The 18,073-nt window shown below is 62.7% G+C and carries 14 protein-coding genes; 4 read left to right on the forward strand and 10 right to left on the reverse strand.

All coding sequences use genetic code 11. From position 1 onward, the window contains the following. From dnaA to CAL15_RS00020, 4 genes are all read left to right on the forward strand, one after another. On the forward strand, positions 1 to 1,464 hold the full coding sequence (gene dnaA, locus CAL15_RS00005) for a chromosomal replication initiator protein DnaA (protein WP_086076737.1): 1,464 nt from the start codon (positions 1 to 3) through the stop codon (positions 1,462 to 1,464). Between the two features lie 2 nt (positions 1,465 to 1,466). Next, a complete protein-coding gene (gene dnaN / locus CAL15_RS00010; protein ID WP_198299114.1) occupies positions 1,467 to 2,576 on the forward strand; it encodes a DNA polymerase III subunit beta in 1,110 nt (369 codons plus the stop codon). Positions 2,577 to 2,741: 165 nt separating this feature from the next. Next, entirely contained in the window at positions 2,742 to 5,195 is a 2,454-nt protein-coding gene (gyrB, locus tag CAL15_RS00015) for a DNA topoisomerase (ATP-hydrolyzing) subunit B (protein WP_086076739.1), read from the forward strand. Between the two features lie 54 nt (positions 5,196 to 5,249). Next, complete coding sequence (locus CAL15_RS00020) at positions 5,250 to 5,645, forward strand: DUF1090 domain-containing protein (RefSeq protein ID WP_086076740.1); 396 nt, start codon at positions 5,250 to 5,252, stop codon at positions 5,643 to 5,645. Between the two features lie 370 nt (positions 5,646 to 6,015). Here CAL15_RS00020 and wsfD read toward each other — a convergent pair whose 3' ends face one another. From wsfD to CAL15_RS00070, 10 genes are all read right to left on the reverse strand, one after another. Continuing rightward, a complete protein-coding gene (gene wsfD / locus CAL15_RS00025) occupies positions 6,016 to 7,473 on the reverse strand; it encodes a glycan biosynthesis hexose transferase WsfD (RefSeq protein ID WP_086076741.1) in 1,458 nt (485 codons plus the stop codon). Between the two features lie 24 nt (positions 7,474 to 7,497). After that, complete coding sequence (locus tag CAL15_RS00030; protein WP_086076742.1) at positions 7,498 to 8,826, reverse strand: NAD(P)/FAD-dependent oxidoreductase; 1,329 nt, start codon at positions 8,824 to 8,826, stop codon at positions 7,498 to 7,500. A gap of 25 nt (positions 8,827 to 8,851) precedes the next feature. Beyond that, the gene (locus CAL15_RS00035) at positions 8,852 to 9,859 is read right to left on the reverse strand and encodes a lysylphosphatidylglycerol synthase transmembrane domain-containing protein (RefSeq protein ID WP_086076743.1); all 1,008 of its coding nucleotides are present in this window, start codon (positions 9,857 to 9,859) and stop codon (positions 8,852 to 8,854) included. Beyond that, complete coding sequence (gene rfbF / locus CAL15_RS00040) at positions 9,856 to 10,635, reverse strand: glucose-1-phosphate cytidylyltransferase (RefSeq protein WP_086076744.1); 780 nt, start codon at positions 10,633 to 10,635, stop codon at positions 9,856 to 9,858. Before rfbF ends, CAL15_RS00035 begins: the two co-directional genes overlap by 4 nt. 11 nt (positions 10,636 to 10,646) lie before the next feature. Further along, positions 10,647 to 11,612 carry a glycosyltransferase family 2 protein gene (locus CAL15_RS00045; protein ID WP_086076745.1) on the reverse strand — a complete coding sequence of 322 codons (966 nt, stop codon included), beginning with the start codon at positions 11,610 to 11,612 and terminating at the stop codon, positions 10,647 to 10,649. Continuing rightward, complete coding sequence (locus CAL15_RS00050) at positions 11,609 to 12,445, reverse strand: NAD-dependent epimerase/dehydratase family protein (RefSeq protein WP_086076746.1); 837 nt, start codon at positions 12,443 to 12,445, stop codon at positions 11,609 to 11,611. The genes CAL15_RS00045 and CAL15_RS00050 overlap by 4 nt, the downstream gene beginning before the upstream one ends. Then, the gene (gene rfbG / locus CAL15_RS00055) at positions 12,445 to 13,515 is read right to left on the reverse strand and encodes a CDP-glucose 4,6-dehydratase (RefSeq protein WP_086076747.1); all 1,071 of its coding nucleotides are present in this window, start codon (positions 13,513 to 13,515) and stop codon (positions 12,445 to 12,447) included. Before rfbG ends, CAL15_RS00050 begins: the two co-directional genes overlap by 1 nt. 454 nt (positions 13,516 to 13,969) lie before the next feature. Continuing rightward, entirely contained in the window at positions 13,970 to 14,695 is a 726-nt protein-coding gene (locus CAL15_RS00060) for a ribonuclease activity regulator RraA (RefSeq protein ID WP_086076748.1), read from the reverse strand. Between the two features lie 323 nt (positions 14,696 to 15,018). Then, on the reverse strand, positions 15,019 to 16,002 hold the full coding sequence (locus CAL15_RS00065) for a tripartite tricarboxylate transporter substrate binding protein (RefSeq protein WP_086076749.1): 984 nt from the start codon (positions 16,000 to 16,002) through the stop codon (positions 15,019 to 15,021). 80 nt (positions 16,003 to 16,082) lie between these two features. Next, the gene (locus tag CAL15_RS00070) at positions 16,083 to 18,071 is read right to left on the reverse strand and encodes an acyl-CoA synthetase (protein ID WP_086076750.1); all 1,989 of its coding nucleotides are present in this window, start codon (positions 18,069 to 18,071) and stop codon (positions 16,083 to 16,085) included. Positions 18,072 to 18,073: the final 2 nt, after the last annotated feature.

Consider the following 18,073-nt stretch of genomic DNA (forward strand, 5'->3'; position numbering starts at 1 on the left):
ATGAAAGAATTCTGGCAGACCTGCGTCAGTCGTCTTGAGCAGGAACTCCCCCCACAGCAAATCAGCGCCTGGATCCGGCCGCTAGTCCCGCTTGCCTACGACGAAGCGCAAGCGGTGCTGCGCGTCGCCGCGCCCAATCGCTTCAAGCTCGATTGGGTCCGCAAGAACTTCTCGCACCAGATCGAGTCGCTTGCGTCCGAGTGGTACCAGCGTCCCGTGCAGGTCGCATTCGAGCTGCCCGGCAACAGCGGCGCGCCGCGCATGCCGCAGGCGCCGCGCGCGCCGGTTGCGCCCGCGCCCACGGGCGCGTCCCCGGCGCAACCCATGCAGTCCGCGCCGCCAGCAACCGCCGTGCCCGCCGCGTCCGCGTTCGCCAATGCGCCGGCCGCGACGCCCGCCGCCATGCCGGCCGCCAGCGACGCGGCCAGCCTGGTGTACGAGCGTTCGCGGCTGAACACCGATCTCACCTTCGACAACTTCGTCACCGGCAAGGCCAACCAGCTGGCTCGCGCGGCGGCGCTGCAGGTGGCCGAAAACCCCGGCATCTCGTACAACCCGCTGTTCCTGTACGGCGGCGTGGGCCTGGGCAAAACCCACCTCATCCACTCCATCGGCAATGCCATGGTGGCCGCGGGCACCGGCGTGCGCGTGCGCTACGTGCATGCCGACCAGTACGTGTCCGACGTGGTCAAGGCCTACCAGCGCAAGGCCTTCGACGACTTCAAGCGCTATTACCACTCGCTCGATCTGCTGCTGATCGACGACATCCAGTTCTTCTCGGGCAAGAACCGCACGCAGGAAGAGTTCTTCTATGCCTTCGAGGCGATGGTCGCGCAGCGCAAGCAGATCATCATCACCAGCGACACCTATCCCAAGGAACTGTCGGGCATCGACAGCCGCCTGATCTCGCGCTTCGACTCCGGCCTTACCGTGGCCATCGAGCCGCCCGAACTCGAGATGCGCGTGGCCATACTGCTGCGCAAGGCCGAGTCCGAGGGCGTGCCTATGCCCGAAGAAGTGGCCTTCTTCATCGCCAAGCACCTGCGCAGCAACGTGCGCGAACTCGAGGGCGCCCTGCGCAAAGTGCTGGCCTACGCGCGTTTCCACGGCCGCGACGTGCTTACCGTCGACGTCTGCAAAGACGCGCTGAAAGACCTGCTGTCGGTGTCCAACGGCCAGATCACGGTCGAGAACATCCAGAAGACGGTGGCCGACTTCTACAAGATCAAGGTCGCCGACATGTATTCGAAACGGCGTCCCGCGAATATTGCGCTACCCCGCCAGGTTGCCATGTACCTGGCGAAGGAGTTGACCCAGAAAAGCCTGCCCGAGATCGGCGATCTGTTCGGCGGCCGCGACCACACCACGGTGCTTCACGCGGTCCGAAAAATCTCCGACGCCCGCGCCAAGCAAGCGGAACTCAACCATACCCTGCACGTGTTGGAACAAACTCTAAAAGGATGAACATGCAACTCGTACAAACCACACGCGATGCATTGCTGAAACCGCTGTCGACCGTGGCGGGTATCGTCGAAAGACGGCACACCTTGCCCATCCTGGCGAACATCCTGATGCGCAAAGAGGGCAACAAGGTGTCGTTCATCGCCACCGACCTCGAAGTGCAGATCACCACGCATGCGGATTTCGGTGTGGGTCCCGAGAACGAGTCCACCACGGTCGCGGCGCGCAAGCTGCTCGACATCCTGAAGGCGCTGCCCGACACGGGCGATGTGCGCCTGTCCCTGGCCAACAGCAAGCTGTCGGTGCAGTCCGGCAAAAGCCGCTTCGCGCTGCAGACGCTGGCGGCCAGCGAGTTCCCCACCGTGGCCCAGCCCGAGCAGTGGAACGTGTCGCTGACGCTGCCGCAACGCATGCTGCGCCACCTGCTGAACATGGTGCACTTCGCCATGGCGCAACAAGACATCCGCTACTACCTGAACGGCATGCTGCTGGTGTTCGAACCGGGCCACGTGCGCGCCGTGGCCACCGACGGCCACCGCCTGGCTCATTGCGCCACCGCCGCCGACGGCATCAACGAGCGCCATGAAGTCATCGTGCCGCGCAAGACCGTGCTCGAGATGCAGCGCCTGCTCGAAGACTCCGACGAGCCCGTCTCGCTGGACGTCGCGCCCGGCCAGATCCGTTTCCGCTTCGGTCACGTCGAGCTGGTCTCCAAGCTGGTCGAAGGCAAGTTCCCCGACTTCACGCGCGTCATCCCCACCAACTATTCGCGCCACTTCACCGTGCCGCGCGACGTATTGCAGGGCAGCCTGCAGCGCGCCGCCATCCTTACCACCGACAAGTTCAAGGGTGTGCGCCTGCAGCTGGCGCAGAACCAGATGAAGATCTCGTCTTCCAACGCCGAGCAGGAAGAGGCACAGGAAGAAGTCGACATCGACTATGGCCATGAACCGCTGGACGTTGGCTTCAACGTCAGCTACCTGCTCGACGTGCTGGGCAACGTCAAGGCAGAGAACGTGCAATGGTCCGTGATGCCCGATGCCAACGCGTCGGCCCTCATCACCCTGCCCGACGACGATCAGTTCAAGTACGTCGTCATGCCCATGCGCATCTGATCGCGCACGCGCGTCGCAGCCGCCGGCGGGCATCGTGTCCGCCGCGGCCCGCCAGTCCGTGACGCCGCTTTTGCAGCCATGCTGCTTCCAGGATGCCAGGACTCCTGTGGGGCAGCCAGCCGAAGGCTCGCCACGAGGCCCTTTTTTGAAGGCTAAGAATTCGATATGTCTGAACAGCAGAACACCACTCCCGAAACCGGCGGCTACGGCGCCGATTCGATCAAGATGCTCAAGGGCCTCGAGGCAGTGCGCAAGCGCCCGGGCATGTACATCGGCGACACATCCGATGGCACCGGCCTGCATCACATGGTGTTCGAAGTCGTCGACAACGCCATCGATGAAGCGCTGGCGGGCTACTGCGACGACATCGTCGTCACCATCCATACCGACAACTCGATCTCGGTCACCGACAACGGCCGCGGCATCCCGACCGACATCCACAAGGACGACGAGTTCGGCCGCAGCGCCGCTGAAATCGTCATGACCGAGCTGCACGCCGGCGGCAAGTTCGACCAGAACTCGTACAAGGTGTCCGGCGGCCTGCACGGCGTGGGGGTGTCGTGCGTGAACGCGCTGTCCGAGTGGCTGCGTCTCACCATCCGCCGCAACGGCCAGGTGCACCAGATGGAATTCCGCCAGGGCGAGCGCGTGGCGCCCCTGGCCGTCATCGGGCCCACCGACCTGCGCGGCACCGAAGTGCGCTTCCTGGCCGACCCGATCATCTTCAACAACGTCGAGTACCACTACGAGATCCTCTCCAAGCGCCTGCGCGAGCTCTCGTTCCTGAACAACGGCGTGAAGATCCGCCTGGTCGACCAGCGCCAGGGCAAGGAAGAGAACTTCGCCTTCTCGGGCGGCGTGAAGGGCTTCGTCGAATACATCAACCGCAGCAAGACCGTGCTGCACCCCAACGTATTCGCCGTCACCAGCGAATCCAGCGCGGGCGGCGTGCCGGTGGGCGTCGAAGTCGCCATGCAGTGGAACGACAGCTACGGCGAAAGCGTGCTGTGCTTCACCAACAACATCCCGCAGCGCGACGGCGGCACGCACCTTACCGGCCTGCGTGCGGCCATGACGCGCGTGCTGAACAAGTACATCACCGACAACGAGCTGGCCAAGAAGGCCAAGGTCGAGACCACCGGCGACGACATGCGCGAAGGCCTGGCCTGCGTGCTGTCGGTGAAGGTGCCCGAGCCCAAGTTCAGCAGCCAGACCAAGGACAAGCTGGTCTCGTCCGAAGTGCGTCCGGCCGTCGAAGACGCCGTGGCGCGCACGCTGGAAACCTGGCTGCTCGAGCATCCCAACGACGCCAAGGCCCTGTGCGGCAAGATCGTCGAGGCCGCGCGCGCGCGCGAAGCCGCGCGCAAGGCGCGCGAGATGACGCGCCGCAAGAGCGTGCTGGAAGGCGCCGGCCTGCCCGGCAAGCTGGCCGACTGCCAAGAGAAAGACCCCGCGCTGTGCGAGCTGTACATCGTGGAGGGTGACTCGGCAGGCGGCTCGGCCAAACAGGGCCGCGACCGCAAGTTCCAGGCCATCCTGCCGCTGCGCGGCAAGGTGTTGAACGTCGAGAAGGCGCGCTTCGACCGCCTGATCGCCAGCGAACAGATCGCCACGCTCATCACCGCGCTGGGCACCGGCATCGGTCCCGACTTCAACATCGAGAAGCTGCGCTATCACCGCCTCATCATCATGACCGACGCGGACGTCGACGGCGCGCACATCCGCACGCTGCTGCTGACGCTGCTGTACCGCCAGATGCCCGAGCTGGTGTCGCGCGGCCACGTCTATATCGCGCAGCCGCCGCTGTACAAGGTGAAGGCCGGCCGCGACGAGCGCTACCTGAAGGACGACGTGGAAGAGGCGCAGTACATGCTGCAGCTGGCGCTGAAGGACGCGGCGCTGATGCCCGGCAAGGATGGCGCGGCCATCTCCGGCGAGGCCCTGGCCGAACTGGCGCGCCAGTACGTGCTGGCCGACGCCGTCATCAGCCGCCTGTCGCGCGTGTTCGACGTGGCGGCGCTGTCGGCGCTGGCCGAAGGGGTCGAGATCAACTTGGACAACGCCGAGCACACGCAGGCGTCAGCGCAGGCGCTGACGCGCGCGCTGGCCGGCAGCGAAGTGGGCGCCGGCGTCGAGATCGTCACCGAGTTCGACGAGGCCACCGAGAAGCACCGTCTGGTCGTCAAGCGCATGCATCACGGCAACGTGCGCGTGAGCGTGATCGATGGCGACTTCGTGGGCGGGTCGGATTATGCGGTGCTGTCGAAGTCCGCGAAGACCTTCCTTGGCCTGATCCGCGAAGGCGCCGTCGTGGCGCGCGGTGAAGGCGACAAGCGCAAGGAACAGCCGGTGTCGGATTTCCGCGAGGCCATGCAGTGGCTGCGCAGCGAAGCCGAGCGCGGCATCAGCAAGCAGCGGTACAAGGGTCTGGGTGAAATGAACCCCGAACAGCTGTGGGAAACCACGATGGATCCGAAGGTTCGGCGGTTGCTGCGTGTGCAGATCGAGGACGCGATTGCTGCGGATGAGGTGTTCACGACGCTGATGGGGGATGACGTGGAGCCCCGGCGTGCGTTTATCGAAGCGCATGCGCTGTCGGCGGGGAACATCGACGCGTAAGCCAGCGGCGGTGGCGCCGCGGCAGAGTATGCGAACCAACAAGGAAGCCCAATCATGAAACGTCTTGTCTCCCGGTTGTTGCTGTCCTTCGGTTCCATGCTGACCGCTACGTTGCCGCTCGACGCGGCCTACGCCGCCGATCCCTGCCTGCAGCAACGCCAAGCCATTCTCGAGCAGATCGACCAAGCCAAGCGGCACGGCAACGAGAACAGGATCGCTGGACTGAACAGGGCATTGCGCGAACAGGAAGCCCACTGCACCCCGGAGTCGCTGCGCAAGAAGCGCGAGCAGGATGTCGCTGAGGCGCGCGAAGAGGTAGCCGAGCGCGAACGCGAACTTCAGGAGGCAAAGCGTGAAGGCAGGGATGCCGACAAGATCGCGAAGCGCGAAGCCAAGCTGAAAGAGGCGCAGGAAGAGTTGGCGCAAGCGCAGAAGGCGCTGGGCACCTGATCGCGAGTCGGCGACGTCGCAATTACGGGTGGTTGACGCGCTGACGGCGGCGGTGGTCCATTGTCTGCGCTGTGCGGCGCGGCTGTTGGCTCTGGCGGCCGCCGTGGTGTTGGATGCGCGGATTCACAAGAGACCGGATTCTGCGCACCAAATCCCGGTTCGTAGCAGAGGTTGCTGCAGCCCTGCTTCTTTCTGTCGAGCCGCCGAAGCTTTGGATAAAAGGGCACGAGTATCCGGCAAGCACGGGCCACGTTGTCCTGCTATTACATTCAAGCCTATACAGCGGCATCCTGTTCAGATGCGTGACGACCATGTCGCTTGCGGCGATGTCCGAAGGTTTGTCGCCGTTGTCCTGCCATCTCAAAGCCCGTCACGATGGCCGGGTAAAGAGATGCCTTCGCGACAAGCGTCCCGCCACCGACGAGATTCCAGTTATCAATATCAGGACCGCCGAAATACTTGCGATAAGGACGTGTTTGGCCGCTTCCTGCTGTCCGTCGAACGTAGAGATGCCGACGTCGGAGAGAAGTACTGTCAGGAGCGTCGCGATGAATATTCGGGATGAAAAGCGCTTCTCGGCAGTCTCGCCAATTGGCCGAACCAATAGAATTAGAGACACGACTATCGCGGAGCAGAAGAGAAGTAGCCCTGGCAGTATGGTGGATAGACTGGAAATCGACGATATCAACGCGGGCGGATATTGAAGAACGGTGCCGTGAACCATGCCGAGATTCATTTCATAGCTTCCGACTTCCCTCGCGTTATGCAGCAGGGACCCAGCAAATGCAGCGGGATCGGCGACTATTGCGGACAGAAAAGTTCCCAGGTTGATGCGAGGTTCGGCAGCGATCAACTTTGCGCTTGCCTCGTTCCAGGCGCTTCTGCCGATGAGTTCGCTGGAGTCCGGTGGGAGGCCAAGATGTTCCAGCAACTTCAGGGGTTCGCTCGAGTGAGGAAGAAGTCCATAGTAGAGCGCGTGATAGCTCGTATAGCGGGCGGCGAAGGCTTCCCCCGGATTGTCGGCACGTTGCGTTACCGTCAAGAATACGATGGCGGCAGCCAGCGCGGCGGCGAAGCCGAAAGCCACGACCGCGCCGACTCTTCTGCTCAGTTTGACGTCCACGCAGATGGCGTGGATGACGAAGAGGAAGGCTGGCACTGAAAAATATATGTATTGCCGTTTCGCGAAGACGGATGCGACGAGCAACAGGAGTACCAATGCGGAAAACACCAGTTGCTCGCCTCTGCCGTTGACCGCCGTCGGTGCGGCAAACAATCGACCTGCAAAATAGGCAAAAACAAAGAGAATCGCCAGAATCACCACCGATTCGGCATACAGCGAATTATAAAAGGCCGTGATCCTCGCGTCTGTGAGGACCAACAGGGTGCCCAGGAAAGCCACCGTCGTGCCGGCATGAGACGGTCCGATACGCCGCAAGACGTAAACCAGGCTGAATAGGTGCAGCAGGAAGAACGGCAACCCGATGTTCTTCAGGTTAACCACCTCCTGACTGTAAAGGTAGCCATTCAGGATCTGCCCTGCTTTCCACAACAGGGTGGCGGAGCTGAACCAGGGTGTCTGGTTCGGGTCGACCGTCGCGTTCCAGTAGAACAAGGGCTGGCCGAAGAAGCGGTACTTCTGGACCTCAGCCGGATCGGAAGACTGGGCCGGGCCGAGGTCCAGAGGCGTTGACGCAATGCCGCCCACATAGCGATTGAAGTCGCCGTTGTCGGCGACCCCGAATTCCCGGTTGACGACCAGCAGCACCAATGCCGATAGAAACAGGGCGGCCAACTGGATCGATCTGGGGCCCAGATACTTTCTCATGGAGTCATCCTGCGGCCAGCTAGCTCATTCCGATAGCGGCGGAGAGCATGCGGACAGCTGCGCGGCTACTTTGCGTCCTTCCCTTATTGCATAGTTAGTCCCCCGATCCTCCGGGTAGATCTGGGCCATGGTCGAAATGAATGCGTTGCCGAACGGTGTCGTCCCATCGGGTACGTAGCTTGAATAGTTCCTCTCGGTGACAGGCTGGGCGTATTCCGAGCGCCAGATTTTGTATTCGATCACCCAAGATTCGTCCAGCTTCGGAAACATCCGCTTCAGATGCTCCATGGCAAACCGGGCATATTCCTCATCCGAATAAGCCCACAAGGGGTCTTCGACGGCGAGGTAGCGCGAGAGGTAGACGATGTGCGAGCCCTTGTAGCTTTCAGGGGTGTCGAAGTTGGTGTGCTCGATGACCCCGACGAATGGGAAACCCGGGTCGTTCACGTTGAGCCAGTAGGTTTCGGACAGGCTATTCTTGAGCCGGAGGACCAGACACATGTTTCCAAGATACTTGACCCTGCGCAGGCTGTCGATCCAGTCTGGCGTGGAGCATTCCTTCAGAATGTCCGCGATGATGGGAAAAGACGGAGTGAACAGGTATTTCTCGCCCTGAATGGATCCCTGCTCCGTGCGGAGCGCGACGATGTTCTTTCCGTCCGTCTCGGCGCCGGTGACCCGTCGTCCCAGGCTTACTTCGCCGCCATTCGCGCGTATCGCGTCGACGAGCTTCTCGGCCAGTCGGCCGAAACCGCCCTTGAAATACGCCAGCTCTTCGCCACCCTTATCGTTGCGCGTGCTGCCTCTAAGCACCAGCTTCTTCCACATCCACACCGCATTCACAGCTTCCGCGAAGACGGAGAACTTCGCCGTGATCAGCGGCTCCCAGACTATCTTGTAGACGGATTTGCCGCACAGCGGCTCCAGCCACTCGCGAATGCTGAGGTGCTCGATGCTTTTCCAGTCCTTGATGCGTCGCACTTGGAAAACAAGCAGGCCGAGCCGAATACGATCGACGAATGACAGGGCCTTGAACCGAAGCAGATCGAGAGGGGTCGACAGTCTCCACATGCGCCCATTGAAGTACATCCCTGTACGCGTAGGGAGCAAGAGTACGTCCCCGTCCAAACCGAGTTCACGTACCAGCTCCGGCACATAGACGTCGTTATTGAACCAGTGGTGATAGAACTTCTCCACCATGACGCCATCGCCGAAGCTGAAGGTCCCGGCCAGGCCGCCGGGCGTTTCATCGGCCTCGACGACGTGGACCTTTTTCCCCTGCTTTGCAAGGACATATGCTGCGGTAAGGCCGGTGAACCCCGCGCCAACGATGACTACGTCGAATCTGTTCATGAGTAAAGTATCTTTTTTGCTAAGCTCAAGAGGCCTGCGATTTCGCAGCCCTGAGGAGTTCCGGGCGTATCCAGATTGCCACCGCGCCCGCGAGAGTGGTCGACAGCCACAACGCCAAGTGCACCACGACCGCGTAGCTGCCTGCTTGCGCTGTCGCTCCTCCGGCCAGTGAGATGGCGGTGAAGGCGGCGAGATGGAAAGGGCCGACGTAGCCGGGCGAGGAAGGGACCAGCGTGGCCAGGGTGGCCATCGCCATGACAAGCAGCGCGATGACCGGCGTGCCGTCCATGCCCGCGCCGATCAGGACGAAGTAAAAGAGGCCTGCTTCGCCGATCCAGACCAGCATTGAAACCGCCAGCATGGAAAGCAGCAATCTAGGGCGTGACATGGCATCGAAGCCATGAAGCAGTTCTCCCAGAGTGCGATACACCCGGCCTAGACCTGGCGCTGTTGCCGGATTGTCCGCCAGGCCGAGAAAGAACTTCGCCAAGGGCCGGCTTGCCAAGAGGCCAACCGAAAGAGCGGCACCGCCCATCAACGCCAACGTCACCGCCGAGTTTACGAGGTTTGCCGGTATCTCTACTGCGCGTACCGCAAGCAGGCCAATGGCGAAGCTGGCCAGAAGGGTCATCAGGTCGATCAGTCTTTCAACGAAGAGGCTACTGGTGGCGACGGTCTTCGTGATGCCCATGGAGCTGGGAAACACCAGAGCGCGGACGACGTCGCCTAGACGCAAAGGCAGTATGTTGTTGAGCGCTATGGACGCAAGGAACGGCGCACTGCAGACTGCAAAGCCTGCATTCGCTCCCGTGGCTCTGAGCATCATCGACCAGCGCAGAATGCGCAGAGCATAACCACAGGCCAAGGAGGCTATGCCGGCGATCAGGTACCGCCATTCGAAGCTGGCGAGCGCATCCAGCACGTCGCTGAGGCGAACCTGCCGAAAAAGGACGATCAAACATACGACGGTGATACCGAGACCAATGGCGTGCCTGATCCAGCGGTGTGAAGCCGGGCGTCGGCCGACCGTCATGCATTGCTCCGGGCCTGCCAGGGGGCATTGCCTGTGGCCCAGAGACCTTCCAACTCGCGCTTGTCGCGGAGCGTATCGCAGGGCTGCCAAAATCCGGAGTGATGGAAAGCCGCAAGCTGTCCGTCTCTGGCCAGGTTGGACAATGGCGCGCGTTCCCACGATGTGTCGTCCGCATCGATATATGGAATGACGCCAGGCTCAAGAACAAAGAAACCGCCATTGATCCAGCCGATTTCATCGCTTGGCTTCTCTTCGAAGCTGGACACGCGGTTCTCGGCGTCAATGTTCAATACGCCGAAACGCCCTGGCGGTTGGACTGCCGCGACGGTGGCCAGTTTTCCGTGGCTCTTGTGGAATTCAATCTCGGCGCTGATGTCGATGTTCGACAGACCATCGCCGTACGTCATGCAGAACGTCTCGTCGTCCAGGTACGGCGCGACGCGCTTCAGGCGGCCTCCCGTCATGGTGTCCTGTCCGGTGTCGACGAGCGTTATCCGCCAGTCTTCTGCCTGACTATTGAGAATCTGGTGGTCTCCCGTCTTCAAGTCGATGGTCATGTCCGACATGTGGCGGTAGTAGTTGAAGAAGAACTCCTTGATGACATAGCCCTTATATCCAAGGCAGATCACGAAATCCTTGATCCCATGGTGGGAATACGTCTTCATGATGTGCCACAAGAGAGGCTTCCCGCCAACCTCCACCATGGGCTTGGGTTTCGTATCGGATTCTTCGGCAATGCGAGTGCCGAGGCCACCAGCCAGAATAACGGCTTTCATGAGGATTCCAGTTAGAGTTCGAGATCGGTCGGTGCAATATTGAGGCTCTGTTCGACTATAGCGACAGGCTCTGCCCGCAGCACCAGATAAATGCGCAGAAGGTACTCGCCGATGATTCCCAGAAGAAATGAATTCAGTCCGATGCCGAACAAGACGAGTATGTGGATACTGGCCAGCCCGTGCGGAAATTCGGGATGCAGCAGTTTCAGTCCAACGTAGTAAAGCGCTCCCAGGATGCTGACGGCCAGGATGCCCGCTCCCAGGAACGAGGCAGCGCGCAATGGAACGGTCGAGTGGTTGAAAACCGCCGTCAATCCAAGGCGCAGCAGCCGGGAGATGTTGAACTTGCTTTCTCCGGCCAGTCGGGCATCGCGATCATACGAAACACCGGTCTGGTTGAATCCAAGACCCGCGATCATTCCGCGAAGATAGGGATTCGCGGTCTTGACCTGGGTAAGCGCGCGCACAACCTTCCGGTCGATGAGCCGGAAGTCTCCGACATCGCGCGGTATCGGGTGCTCGCTGATCTTGTCGATGGCCCAATAGCCCAGTTTCCGGAAGGTTCGAAGGAAAACGCCTTCCGGCCGTTTCCTGCGAATGCCATAGACGACCTGGTATCCGCGCTGCCAATGTCCAAAAAAGACCTCGAGCAGCTCGGGTGGATCCTGCAGATCTGCATCGATCTGCATGACCGCGTCACCCTTGGTGTGCATGTAATTTGCCAGGATCGATCGCTGGAACCCGAAATTCTTGGAAAAGCGGATGGCCTTGACGCGGCCGTCCTGTCGAGCCAACTCGGAAAGCATCGACCATGTCCGGTCGTCGGAGTGGTTGTCAGAAAAGACGAACTCGAACTCGCAGCGGTCGTTCATTCGCTCTGCCAGGTCGCAGAGTCGTTTGTACAGCGCGTCGATATTTCCTTCTTCATTCAAGACAGGAATGGATATCGAGATCAGCGGCTTCTTGTTTTCTGTCATGCCTTGACTTCGTCCGGAGTGTGGCAGTTCCGCATGTAGTCCACGATGGCGGGTATGGAGTCCCGGAAGGCGACATGTCGCGCGAGTTCCGTCGGTGGCAGCACCTTGTCGTAGTTCTCTTCCGCCGGCTCCGGCAACGCGCCCACGCGCAGCAGATCTCTCATTCCGAATGCGTCGAACACGTTTTCGGCAATGGCCCTGAGACTGACGGGCTTTCCATGGCTCAAGTTCACTACGCCGAGCGCAGCGCCGGCATTGATCTTTCTGAGCGCACGCGCTTCGTCGGCCAGATGGTGATACTCGCGCAGCTGCCTGCCCGAAGTCATCTCGAACGGTCTTTTTTCCCGGATGGAAGTCAGCATCTGGCCCAGGAACATGAACGGGCTCGGATGGCCCACTCCATAAAGGGTATGAATCTGTACATGCACGACCGGCTCGTTTCGGGAGGCCGCGCCGGCAACATATTCGGCCAGTGCAGCCTTGCTCTGGATATACGGATTCCTGGAAGCCAGCAATCCTTCCATGATGGTGCCAAAGGTGATGACCTTGGCGCCGGTTTTCGTGGCCCCTTCGACGACGTTCCTGGGAAGCAGATAGTTGACGGCCGACAGATCTTCTGACGGAAGCCTGGGATCGAGCAGGCCGGATGCGACGAAGATGGTGGTGCTGTCGTCCTTGCAACCGTCGAAGAATCGCGACACTGCCTCAGCAGCGCCGGGACGTGACCAAGCCTGATAGATCGCCCGGTCGAGCGAGATGATCTGGTCGTTGCCGAACTCCGCTTCGATCGCGTGCCCCAGGCGCCCTTTTGCTCCGATCAGGTAACGCGCCATTACTGCCCTCTGCGCCACGCATCGATCTGGCCCAGCGTGATGGCGCGAGCGGAGCTCGGCGTGGCATGGTAGTCGCGATACCATGTGGCTGTTTCACGAACCACACGCTCGGTGTCCCAGGCGGGAATCCAACCGAGGTGGTTGCGCGCAAGCGAGCTGTCGAGCGCCAGCGCCTGGGCCTCTGGCAACGGGTTGTCCATATATTGCAGTGCAGGGCGCTTCCAGTGGTCGCTCATCAGCTCCAGCACGTCGCGGACAGAAAACTGCGTTGCATCGTGGGGACCGAGATTCCATGCTCTTGCGAATTTTTCCGGATCGTCCGATGCCAGCCCAGCAAGAATGATCAAGTACCCATGGACCAGCGCCATCACGTGCTGCCATGGACGAGTGGCTTGCGGATAACGAAGCGTCAGCACACTGCCGTTGACGACAGCGCGAACGAAGTCTGGAATCAAGCGGTCTTCGGACCAATCTCCACCGCCGATTATGTTGCCGCCTCGCGCGGTGGCGATGGCCGGTCCCTGGCCGGTCAGAAAGGGATAGGACGCGGCATAGCTCTGGATCACCATCTCGGCCGCGGCCTTGGAGGCGCTGTACGGGTCCTTGCCGCCCAAGGGGTCATTCTCCCGGTAGGGCCACGGCCATTCATTGTTCTTGTAGACCTTGTCCGTCGTGATGCACAACACGCCCTTGACGGACTTCACGGAACGAGCCGCTTCGAGTACATGCGCCGTACCTTGCGCATTGGTCAGGAACGTCTGCAAAGGCTCACGATAGGATTTTCGAACCAGCGGCTGGGCGGCCAGATGCAGGATCAGGTCGGGCTGATATTGCTGGACCGCAGCATGCAGTCTGGGATAGTCGCAGATGTCGCCGTATTCGGACGGGATATCTTCATGGAGGCGTACCGCTTCGTACATGGACGGAGTGGTGTCCGGCTCGAGCGCATACCCGAATATCTGGGCTCCAATCGATCGGAGCCACAGGCAAGTCCAACTTCCGGTAAATCCAGTATGGCCGGTGATGAATATTTTTTTGCCGGCCAGCTGAGCTTCAAAATCAATAGCCATTTCAAGTCGTCCTCGCGGTCTCTCGCGACCAACTGCACGATGGGCCAGAACACTGTGCCCGTGACCCTGAGGTCAATGTGGAACAAACGGCCATCCTTGCCAGCGCGGCCGGATTGATCGTCACATTTGAAAACATTTTAACCTTCCTTGGAAGGCGTTCCGTCCATCACAGGCATGCCGACCCATGCTTCCCCATGGGGCGAGGCGTGGAATGCCGCGGAAAATGCTGACGCTTCCGATGGGAGACGAATGGGCAATTGTAGTGCTGTCGCAGCCGTCCAGCACGGGCGAGGCAGCTGAGATAACGGCGGGCCCGAGGCGTGCTCTAGAGCGGCGCGATGCCGATCGCGGCCGCCCACAGACATCGGATATCAGAGGAGGTCTCGATGTGGCCGCGAGCGGCTTCGCGTTGACGCGTGTTTACGTGTGGCGCGGATGGGTCTGCGCCGAAGGCTCACTTTTCCTGCTGCTTCACCCAAGCCTCATACCGCGCCTTCGCCTCGTCATTCGGCGGATACAGCCCCGGCAGCGAATGCCCCTGCTCCACCTGCTGCATGATCCAGTTCTCCTGCCGTTCCTGTTCAACAGCAGTCTCGACCACCTCTTCCAGCAGCGCGGCGGGGATCAGCACGGCGCCGTCGCCGTCGGTGACCACGACATCATTGGGGTACACGGCCACGCCGCCGCAGCCCACGGGTTCCTGCCAGCCGACGAACGTCAGCCCCGCCACGGAAGGCGGCGCCGCGGCGCCGGCGCACCATACGGGCAAACCGGTGCGCAGCACGCCGTCTATGTCGCGCACCACGCCGTCGCTGACCAGGCCGGCGACCTGGCGCTTGGCCATGCGCGCGCAGAGTATGTCGCCGAAGATGCCGGCATCGGTGACGCCCATGGCGTCGACCACCACGATCACGCCGGGCGGCATGGCCTCGATGGCGGCGCGGGTGGAGATCAGCGAGCCCCACGAGGCGGGCGTGGCCAGGTCTTCGCGCGCGGGCACGAACCGCAGCGTGAATGCGCGGCCCACCAGGCGCGGTTGTCCCGGCCGGATGGGGCGGGCGCCTCGCATCCATACGTTGCGCAAGCCCATCTTGAGCAGCACGGTGGTCAAGGTGGCGGTCGTGACGCCGGACAGCGCGCGCACCAGGTCTTCGTCCAGCTCGATGGGGTCCATGCCCATGGGGTTGCTCCTGATCGTGGGAGAGGCCGTGGAGGGCCTTTCGTGAAAACGCTATCACACTCGGGCTACAGCACATATCGCACATTGGATGCGTCCGACACGAGATACCGAGGCAGTGTTGCGCCGCGATGTAGCGTGTTCCGGTAAATCTGGCGCATCGGCACTGTGCGGAGCGCGAATGACCCGGGACGGATCGTTGCGACACTCGCTCATGCACAACCCATTGGATCGTCGAGTAGACCCTCGCGGTGTTCCACACCATACAAATGAAACGGGCGGACCGCCGCAGCGACCCGCCCACGTAAAAGGCAATACCCGGCCTCTTACTGTTTCACTCCCAACCCCAGGCGGTCGATCAGCGCCTTGTCCTTCACAAAGGTCTCGCTCGCCCAGGCGCGGAAGTCTTCGCCGCTCGCGTACGCGGCTTCCTGGTTCAGCTGCCGCATGATCTCGATGCTTTCCGGATCGAACAGCGCCTTCTTGAAGGCGTCGTGCAGGATCTTCACGATCTTCGGATCCATGCCCTTGGGGCCGGCCAATCCATAGGGCGAGGTCGAGACCACGCCGTAGCCCAGTTCCTGCGCCGTGGGCACGTCGGGCCAGCGCGCGGTGCGCTTCTCGCCGAAGGTGACCAACAGGCGCATCTGGCCGCTGTCGACGAACTTGTCCCAGCCGGCCGCATCGCTCTGGGCCATGATGTGGCCGCCCAGCAGGGCCTGCTGCATGTCGGCGTTGCCCTTGAACGGGATGTGTTCGAGCTTCACCTTGGCGTTGATGGCCAGCTCTTCCAGCAGCAGGTGGGGCGACGAGCCCGTGCCGGTGGAGCCGTAGTTGATGGTGCCCGGCTTGTCGCGCGCGGCCTGGATGTATTCGTTGAAGGTCTTGAAGGGCGAGTCCGAGCGCACGGTCAGCCCGAAGGTGTAGCCCGAAAGGCCCATGATGAAAGTGAAGTCTTCCAAGGGGTTGTAGTTCACCTTCTGCATGTGCGGCATGCGCAGCAGGCCCAGCGGGTATTGCGAGATGGTGTAGCCGTCGGGCTTGGCGGTCAGCGCCATGGTGCTGGGGCCTAGGGTGCCGCCGGCGCCGGGCCGGTTCTCGACGACCACGGGCTGGCCCAGCTGCTTGCTGGCCAGTTGAGCTAGCGCGCGCAGGTGACGGTCGGTGGAGCCGCCGGCAGGCCAGGGCACGATCAGCGTGATGGGTTTGCTGGGATAGTTGTCGGCGGCGTGCGCCGCAGGCACGGCGGCGCCGAGCAGGGAACCCGCCAACATCAGCAGGCAGGCACGTCGTGAGTACTTGGTGGTCATGGTGGGTGTCTCCTCTTGCTTCTAAGCATTGTTGTTCGTTTGCGCCATCGATCACGTCCAGGCGCGGGTGCCGCGCCCGATCAAGGGTCGCGGAACCGTATCTCGAGCGGCAGGCGCTGCAGGCCCTGCCGCAAGGATTCGTACAGACTGGCGTCGATAGGCAACTGGGGCACGACCGTGACCACCGTGGCCGACTCGGCCAGCACCGCCAACGGCGGCGTGCCCTGCGCCCCCGCGGCCTGCCACAGTCGGGACGCTTCGGCATTCACAGCGGCTTCCGCCGCCAGGCGCCGCAGTTCAGGCTTGTAGATCTTGCCCACGTTGGTGGTGGGCAGCGCGGGCACGATGGTGATGCGCTTGGGCCGCGCGGGGGCTTCCTCGACGTGGCGGGCGGCGAAGTCCAGCAGGTCGGCCTCGCTGGCATCCGCGCCTTCGGCCAGCACGGCATAGGCCACGGGCAGTTCGCCCGCATAGGCATCGGGCGCGCCCACCGCCGCGCACATCTGCACGGCGGGATGCCGGCCCAGCGCGTCCTCGATGGCCGTGGGATCGATGTTGTGGCCGCTGCGGATGATCAGGTCCTTGGCGCGTCCGCGCAGGTTCAGGCGGCCATGCTCGTCGACGAACCCGACGTCGCCGGTGATCAGCCAGCCGTCGGCGGTGAAGGCCTCGGCCGTGTCGGCGGCATCCAGGTAACCCGCGAACACATTGGGAGAGCGGAACAGCACCATGCCGGTTTCGCCCACGGGCAGGTCGCGGCATGCGCCGCCCAGGCTGTCCAGCGCGACGATGCGCATGCGCGCATAGGGCAGCGGAAAGCCCACGCACCCTACCGGCCCGACGACGCCCGGCGGCGTGATGCTGGTGATGCCTGCCATCTCGGTCATGCCCAGGCTTTCGTGCACGTGCAGGCCGAACTGCCGCTCGAAGCGCGCCGCCAGTTCGGGCGGCAGCAGCGCCGCGCCGGTGCGGCAGTAACGCAGCGAGGAGATGTCGGCGCCATCCAGGGGGACGTCGGCCAGCGCCGCCAGTACGGTGGGGACGCCTTGCAGCGACGTCGCGCGATGATGTTCCACCAGCCGCCAGTAGTTGCGGATGATCTCGCGGTTGCGCATCAGCGAGGTCGTGGGGATGACGGTTTCCACGCCGGCCGACAGCGCGGCCAGCGATGCGGGCAGCACACCGGCCACGTGGAACAGCGGATAGCCGTTGATGACCACGTCCTTCGGGCCTACGCCCTGCAGCTGCACGCCGGCCCAGGCGGTGAACACTTGGTTGGCATGCGTATGGATGGCCAGCTTCGGCGCGCCCGTGGTGCCGCCGGTGTGGAAGTAGGCCGCGACGTCACCGGGCAGGGGCACGCGACGGCTCAGCAGCTGGGCGTCGGGCTGCACGGCAAGGGCTTCCGCGAAGTCCACCAGCCGCGCGCGCGCGTGCTGCGGCAGCGGCTCGCCGGTGCGTGTCCATGGGCGCGAGTCCTGCGGGGCCTCGATTTCAGGCGTGGCCTCGTCATGCGGCGCCACGCGCAGCAGCGCGCGCAGCGTGGGCACGGCGTCCAGCAGCCGCAGCGCCTTGGACCAGATGCCCGATTCGCGGTCGCTGCCGTAGGCGACCAGCACGACCGCGCCGGTGGCGTTCAGCAGCGCCGCCAGCTTGTCCTCGTTCAGCATGGGATTGAGCGGCTGCACGATGCCGGCCGCTTCGCCGCCCCACAGAGACAGGTGGTATTCCAGGCAGCCCGGCAGCATGATGGCCACGCTGTCGCGCGGACCGACGCCAAGCGCATGCAGCGCGTTGGCGGTGCGGTGAATGCCTTGCAGCAGTTCGGTATAGCTGAGCGACAGCGGCGAGTCGCCGGGTACGGCGCTGCGCAGGAATGTCAGCGCGCGCTGCGGGCCGAAGGCCGCCGCGGAGTTGCGGAAGATCTCGTACGTGCTGTCGGCCGTGACGGCTTCGTGCAGCGGCACGGCCTCCAGCCGGCGCACGTCGGCCAGGCTGCGCACCGGCGGGCCGGTGCGAAAGGCACGCGCGGCCGCGGATGCGTCGTCGGGCCAGACGGCTGCTTCCATGC

The sequence above is a fragment of the Bordetella genomosp. 13 genome (genome assembly GCF_002119665.1).
Lineage (GTDB): Bacteria > Pseudomonadota > Gammaproteobacteria > Burkholderiales > Burkholderiaceae_B > Bordetella.